This is a genomic window from Sulfitobacter sp. (assembly GCF_041552635.1).
Classification (GTDB): Bacteria; Pseudomonadota; Alphaproteobacteria; order Rhodobacterales; family Rhodobacteraceae; genus Sulfitobacter.
The window spans coordinates 1-5,654 of record NZ_JBFEKM010000210.1 but is presented as its reverse complement, the minus strand read 5'-3'; the positions used below and the strand labels follow the sequence as shown (position 1 = coordinate 5,654).

Sequence of the window (5,654 nt, the reverse complement as noted above, 5' to 3'; positions counted from 1 at the left end):
GCGGACAACGTTTTCTTCGACCATATCGACATAGCGTGACATGCGGTCGTCGCTGCCTGCCTCGATGCGCGCTGTGATCGCGCCAAAGCGGTCATCTTTCGTCTCGTTGAAAAGCTGCGAAAGCGCGGTGAACCGGCGCCAGCCTTTCTTCAGCTGATAGCGACCACTTGGCCCGACATAAACCTCGACCGGTTCGCGTTGTCCGCGCGCACGGATCGACGCTTTTAGCTCTTCCATCTCGTCGGACTGGGCAACGTCATCGAGCGCCAGACGGTCCCGCGGCAAATCATCGGTAAAAATTTCGGCAAGGGGGATCTGGTACAGCACACGACCCTCGGCCTGCGCCTCGCGGAAAATCTTGGCGTCTGTGGCGTTCTGCCGTCGCTGTTCGATCTTGGCTTCGGTTGCCTCTTGCAGGTTCTCGGCCACATCGCGCACGGCGGCCCCCATGGGACCCGGTTCACGTGTCCGCCGTTTGACGGGCGCTGATGCATCTACGGGCGCAAAGCCGAACTTGTTCTTGCCACTCATTCTGCCGCCTCCTTCTTGGTGCCGTTCTCTTTCCATGCCGCAAGGACTGTTCCGATAAATTCGTCATAGGCCCGATCAAAGCTTTGCCGCGCCCGCTTCCATGTCTCGCGGGTCATCTGTCGGTAGTCCTGTTCATAGACCGACATCTGGAACCGGCCCGACTGTTCAACGGCGCGGGTCATTTCAATCGGGTGGGCGCAGACATCGGCGCCGAACACATTCTTGAACGCGTCCATCATGGCCGAGTGCAGCGGGTTGGTGGTTTCAAATCGGGTCATCAGCAACCGGATGTCGGAAAACTGTTTAGGAAGTGTGATGCCAGCGTCCGCCGCCAGCGCTGAAAACCCTTCGGAGATATCGGCCATCGCATCGCCCAACTGACCCAGATAGCTGGTCGTGCTGTCGTATTCCCAATAGCCGGGACCCGAGGGAATATAGAGAATGTCAGCAGCGAAGGCCGCGTTCAAAGATTGGTAGCCGATGGCGGGCGGGCAATCGAAAATGATGATGTCATATTGATCATCCGGCAGTTCATCCAAGTAGCGGGCGACACAGCCAAAGAAGCTCCAGGCCTTGTGCAAGGACCGGTATTGCGCCGAGGCGAATTCGACGAATGCCGCGTTGGAACAGGACGGGATGATGTCGATGGTCGGCCAGCAGGTTTTTTGGATGAAATCCTGAAACCGCTGCGCGCCGATGGATTGCACGTCGTCGGGCAGTTCGTCCGCAGACGGGTAGGGGCAGTCGTCGGGGTCGTCGTACCCTTCCATGATGCGGTTCGCCTCGCGGCACAGATCACGGCACATGATGCCCCAAACTGTGTTGCCTTCATTCACCTCGGTCAGACCCATCGAATGGGTCAGGGTCGCCTGCGGGTCAAAGTCGATGCACAGCACGCGGTAACCATCCAGAGCAGCGGCGTGGGCCAGATGCTGGGCGACGACGGTTTTACCGACCCCGCCTTTGAAATTGGATACGGCGACACGCATCGCACGCCCCCGTGGCCGTTCAGGCAGCAGCTTGCGCCCCCGGAATTTGGCGCGTCGCCGCAATTCATTGATCTCTTCCAGACTGAACCAACGCTGCCGACCATCTTCTTCGGTCAAGCCTTGGGGCAGGGTGGGATCGTCGGCAAGTTTCTTGCGTAGGGTGTCAGCGGGGACATCGAACATGAACTGGCTGATCTCCCAGATCGAGAACGGGCGCAGCGCCTTAATTTCGCCCGGCGAGAACGTCGCGCGACGCACGGCGGCCTGTTGTTCCAAGCTGCGCTCATTCATGGTAAGCAGGTCGTTATGGTCTCTCATCTATCTACTCGCGTTTTTTAACCTCGCATTTCCAATAACGCGATTTCGGGAATTTGGCAAAACCTAAATTTAAAGATCCCGAATGAACGGTCACTGCGCCTGAACGCGCAATTCAAAGGCCTTTTCCGAAAAAAGGCCCTTTTGGTGACAGGAGGAACAGGTTTTTCGGGGTTTTGGTGACAAGATGGCCGATATAGGGTGACAGATAGCTGTCCCCCTTAACCTATTAACCTTAATCTATTCAGATTTTAGAAGAGGATTACGTAAATCCTGCTTTTCCCAACGGGTTGACAGAAGACGGGATTTAGCGCTTTCTGAAACACATAAATGGAATCGGCCCACAAGAGGTTGATCCTTGAGGCAATGATACGTTTAATATCGGGCGGGACAAAGACCAATGAACCCAATGCGGCTGACTGGGCCAGAAGCCAGCGTGATAAAATACGACCTGTTGACGGCTCTTAGCGTTGCGGGGCTGAACGGATCACCGACCTTGCAGACGACATTGATGCGGTTGATTGCAGCGGTGACCGCACGGTACAATTGGCGCGCCGATGAACTAACCGTGGGACAACGGGATCTGGCACGGATGTGGTCGGTGAACGAACGGACTGTCAAGCGCGAGATCAAGCGGCTGCTTGATGGCAAGATTTTGATTTGCAAGCGCGGCGGCGTGCGGGGCAGGGTGGCGGCTTATCAGTTGAACTACGACGAGATTGCCAAGCTTTCCGAGCCGTGTTGGTGTCTTGTGGGCCCCGATTTCGATCTAAGAATGAAGGGGCGGTATCAAGGCCAAAGCACTGTGAAAATCGTGCAGCTTAGTGATTATACAAAACATGCGGAGACCGAAGATGCTGCGGTGCAAAGCGCGCCGGGCACATGGCAACGCGCGATGGCACGGCTGGCCAAAGAAAACGCCGATCAATTCAATGCCTGGTTTTCGCAGTTAAAATACACCAGTTTCGACAAGGGCATATTGCGTCTGCGCGCGCCTAGCAAATTCGCACAGCGCTATATCGAAACGCATCTGATGCGCCCGCTTGTGTCGGCGGTCGAGGCAGAGCTGGGACCGATCGCGCGGATCGAGTTCGAGGCATAGAGCATCCTTAGCGGCGGTTGTGGAAAGCCACGCAAAACGTCTTGTCTAATTTTTCGGAAACAGCTTACAAAGACCGCATGAAGATTTGCGCACTCACAATGGTTTACAAAGACTACTGGGCGCTTTCGCAATGGTACACCCATTATGGGCGCTTGGTGGGGTTCGACAGTCTGTATGTTGTGGCCCACGGGCAGGACGCCATGATCGCAGAAATTTGCCCGAAGGCCAATGTGATCACAATTCCCCGCGACAGTCTTGAAGGTTTTGACCGCAGGCGGGGCCAGATGCTGAACAGCTTTGCCGACGGATTGGGGCTGTCTTATGATTGGGTGATCCGCACCGATGCGGATGAACTGATCTGTTTTGATCCGGCTATATACGCTTGTTTCGAAGAGGTCTTTGATACCGCATCGTCCAAGGCGCTGTTTGCTTTGGGGCTGAACATAGCCGAAGTGATCGACGAAAAGGTATTGAAAGCCGGTGAGATGGCATTGGGGCATCGGTCCAAAGCTGTGTTTTCCGGCCATTACAGCAAGGCATGGGCGTCCAGGCGCGGTACGGCCTTGTGGCGGCATGGCATCTGGGTGGGATCGCGCAAGCTGGCAACGGCACAGTTCGATCTACCCGAGGGCGTTTATTTGATGCACCTTAAATATGCCAATCTCGAGGCGCTCGAGATTGCCAACCAGCACAGAACCGAAGTTGGTAATGCCAAGGGTAAAGGTTTGCCCGGTGCGGCGTGGAAGGACCCGGATAGAGACGCCTCGCGATTTTACGCTAGTCTGGCTCTTTATGAAGACCGGGCATGGGCCCGCGCGCGCGACGATGCATATACCGCGATTGTGGCAGACCCAATGCGAGATGAAAAAGAAAACGTATTAAGAAGCAAATCCAAGGTTTTCAAATTCCGTGTAACGCTGCCCTCTTGGTTCAAAACGCATTTCGGGGCTGATTCAGGCGTTTGATTTAGAATTGCCTTTCGTCCCTAAGGTATATTCCTTGGTGGAATTTGCCGCAGGGTTGGTTTGGGCGGCGCGCAAGCAGCCGACCGAAAAATGGCATTTGGATGAAGGGGTGATCGCGGTCCAATGGAAGAAACATAGGCTATGGCGTGCGGTGGACAGCATTGGCGAGAAGTGCAACTGGGCGTTAAAAATTTGCGCCACCACCTAAAAATATCGTTGCGCCTTAACGTCATTCCGTGGCGTGACGGATCAGCAACACTCCTACCGAACCTGCAATTACCGATCCGTAACAATTCATTATCTTTTGACAGGCCAAGCCAAAAACCTGCATAAATTGCCAAGAGAGTTAATTATTGAAACTAGGATGGCGACCGTTTTTTCAATATCTGCGAATGCAATCTTTTGGAAACCGACTTGCCCAAGGCATTATTGCCTTAGGCAAGTCGGTTTTGCGTCGCGAGAATTGATCGAAACGAGCCTTCTCGCGACGCAAAACGGAATTCTGCCTTGTGCTGTCCTTGCCGCATCCGGTTTCACTGCCATTCGGCCTCGCCGGGCCATAAGTCTATTTGCGTCTTTTGATGACGGCACCAAAAAAGGAATTTACCATGTTTGATTTAGCCACAACACTCCGTCAGGTCGGAATTCGCCAGCGTTCTTTGCGCAGCCATTGCCGCCTTGGACGTGCGACGGAATTGGTGTTTGTGTTGGCCACCGGCGCGACGGTGCTGATCGGCGGCGCGGCGGTGGCTGCTGATATCGACTGGGATGCGGGTGCCCCCGCTGATACGTCAACCGATCCGGCGACGGGCGGCGCTGGCACTTGGGTCGAGGGCGGCGGCACGCTTCTTTGGAATGACGGCACGAACAATGTGGATTTCACGGCAAATGACAATGTTACATTTGGGGCAGCCAATCCAGTTGGGACCTATGATGTAACCTTGGGCGGAAGTGTTACGACAACCAACCTGACATTCGGTGCCACCGGCGTAACGATCACCGACGCCACGTCAGGCAATACGCTGAGCGTAGTCGGGCAAGTGATACTCAGTGGCGCTGGAATAGGTTCTTTCATTAAGGCTCCTGTGACAGGCAATCTGGCTACAAATGTTGATACCGGCTCTATTCTAAACCTCAGTGGCACCGTATCCGGTACGGTTCAGACTCTTGGTGCGGGTCTCGTTGATATTGTAGGCGGTGTAGGCGGACTTGATAGTGACGCAGGCACAGTTAGGATCAACGGTAGCGGTGCGAACACGGGCGCGGTCACGGGCACCACCACCATCGACGACAGTACGGTTCAGGTGCAAAGCGGCTCTTTGAGCGCGGCGTCTACCGTAACCGTAACAGGGGTCACCAGCGTTCTGGATGTCGACGGGGGTACAGTTGGCGCGGTAACGATAAATAGCGGAACGCTTGATGCAGATGGCGGCATTATCGGGTCACTTGATCTAAATGCCGGCGCGACCCATTCGGTTGCCGGCACAGCTCAGGTTACAGGCGCGACGACGATCGACAGCGCGACTTTGGCGCAAACTGGCGGGACACTGAACACGGTGACTGTTGGCGCGGGCGGTGTTCTGAACGCATCCTCGGGGTCAGCGACCACGGTAACAGCAAGCACAGCAACCAGCGATGTTAACCTTTCCGGCGACACGTCGGTCACGACGCTTGATCTAGACGGTGGCACGGATCACTCGATTGCGGACACGGCTGAAGTGACAGGCGCGACGACGATTGACAGCGCGACCT

Annotated in this window: 5 protein-coding genes and 1 pseudogene; 4 read left to right on the top strand and 2 right to left on the bottom strand. The window is 55.4% G+C overall.

Annotated elements, in window-relative coordinates; genetic code table 11:
- Together ABYT07_RS18435 and ABYT07_RS18430 are read right to left on the bottom strand one after the other, a co-directional pair.
- Nucleotides 1–531 (bottom strand): ParB N-terminal domain-containing protein (locus tag ABYT07_RS18435; protein ID WP_372993480.1); only part of this gene is annotated, 531 nt, incomplete at its 3' end.
- The gene (locus ABYT07_RS18430) at nucleotides 528–1,838 is read right to left on the bottom strand and encodes an AAA family ATPase (protein WP_372993479.1); all 1,311 of its coding nucleotides are present in this window, start codon (nucleotides 1,836–1,838) and stop codon (nucleotides 528–530) included. The genes ABYT07_RS18430 and ABYT07_RS18435, both read right to left, overlap by 4 nt.
- A gap of 397 nt (nucleotides 1,839–2,235) precedes the next feature.
- On the opposite strand from ABYT07_RS18430, the gene ABYT07_RS18425 reads away from it, so the two are divergent.
- From ABYT07_RS18425 to ABYT07_RS18410, 4 genes and pseudogenes are all read left to right on the top strand, one after another.
- Nucleotides 2,236–2,937 carry a DnaA N-terminal domain-containing protein gene (locus ABYT07_RS18425; RefSeq protein WP_372993478.1) on the top strand — a complete coding sequence of 234 codons (702 nt, stop codon included), beginning with the start codon at nucleotides 2,236–2,238 and terminating at the stop codon, nucleotides 2,935–2,937.
- A gap of 98 nt (nucleotides 2,938–3,035) precedes the next feature.
- The gene (locus ABYT07_RS18420; protein ID WP_372993476.1) at nucleotides 3,036–3,902 is read left to right on the top strand and encodes a glycosyltransferase family 2 protein; all 867 of its coding nucleotides are present in this window, start codon (nucleotides 3,036–3,038) and stop codon (nucleotides 3,900–3,902) included.
- Nucleotides 3,903–3,936: 34 nt separating this feature from the next.
- The gene (locus tag ABYT07_RS18415) at nucleotides 3,937–4,110 is read left to right on the top strand and encodes a hypothetical protein (RefSeq protein WP_372993475.1); all 174 of its coding nucleotides are present in this window, start codon (nucleotides 3,937–3,939) and stop codon (nucleotides 4,108–4,110) included.
- Between the two features lie 400 nt (nucleotides 4,111–4,510).
- Nucleotides 4,511–5,654 (top strand): annotated as a pseudogene (locus ABYT07_RS18410) (hypothetical protein); the annotation flags it as partial.

Excerpts from the sequence above, each read along its gene's own strand:
- ABYT07_RS18430 (WP_372993479.1), bottom strand. The coding sequence starts at position 1,838 with ATGAGAGACCATAACGACCTGCTTACCATGAATGAGCGCAGCTTGGAA.
- ABYT07_RS18425 (WP_372993478.1), top strand. The coding sequence starts at position 2,236 with ATGAACCCAATGCGGCTGACTGGGCCAGAAGCCAGCGTGATAAAATAC.
- ABYT07_RS18420 (WP_372993476.1), top strand. The coding sequence starts at position 3,036 with ATGGTTTACAAAGACTACTGGGCGCTTTCGCAATGGTACACCCATTAT.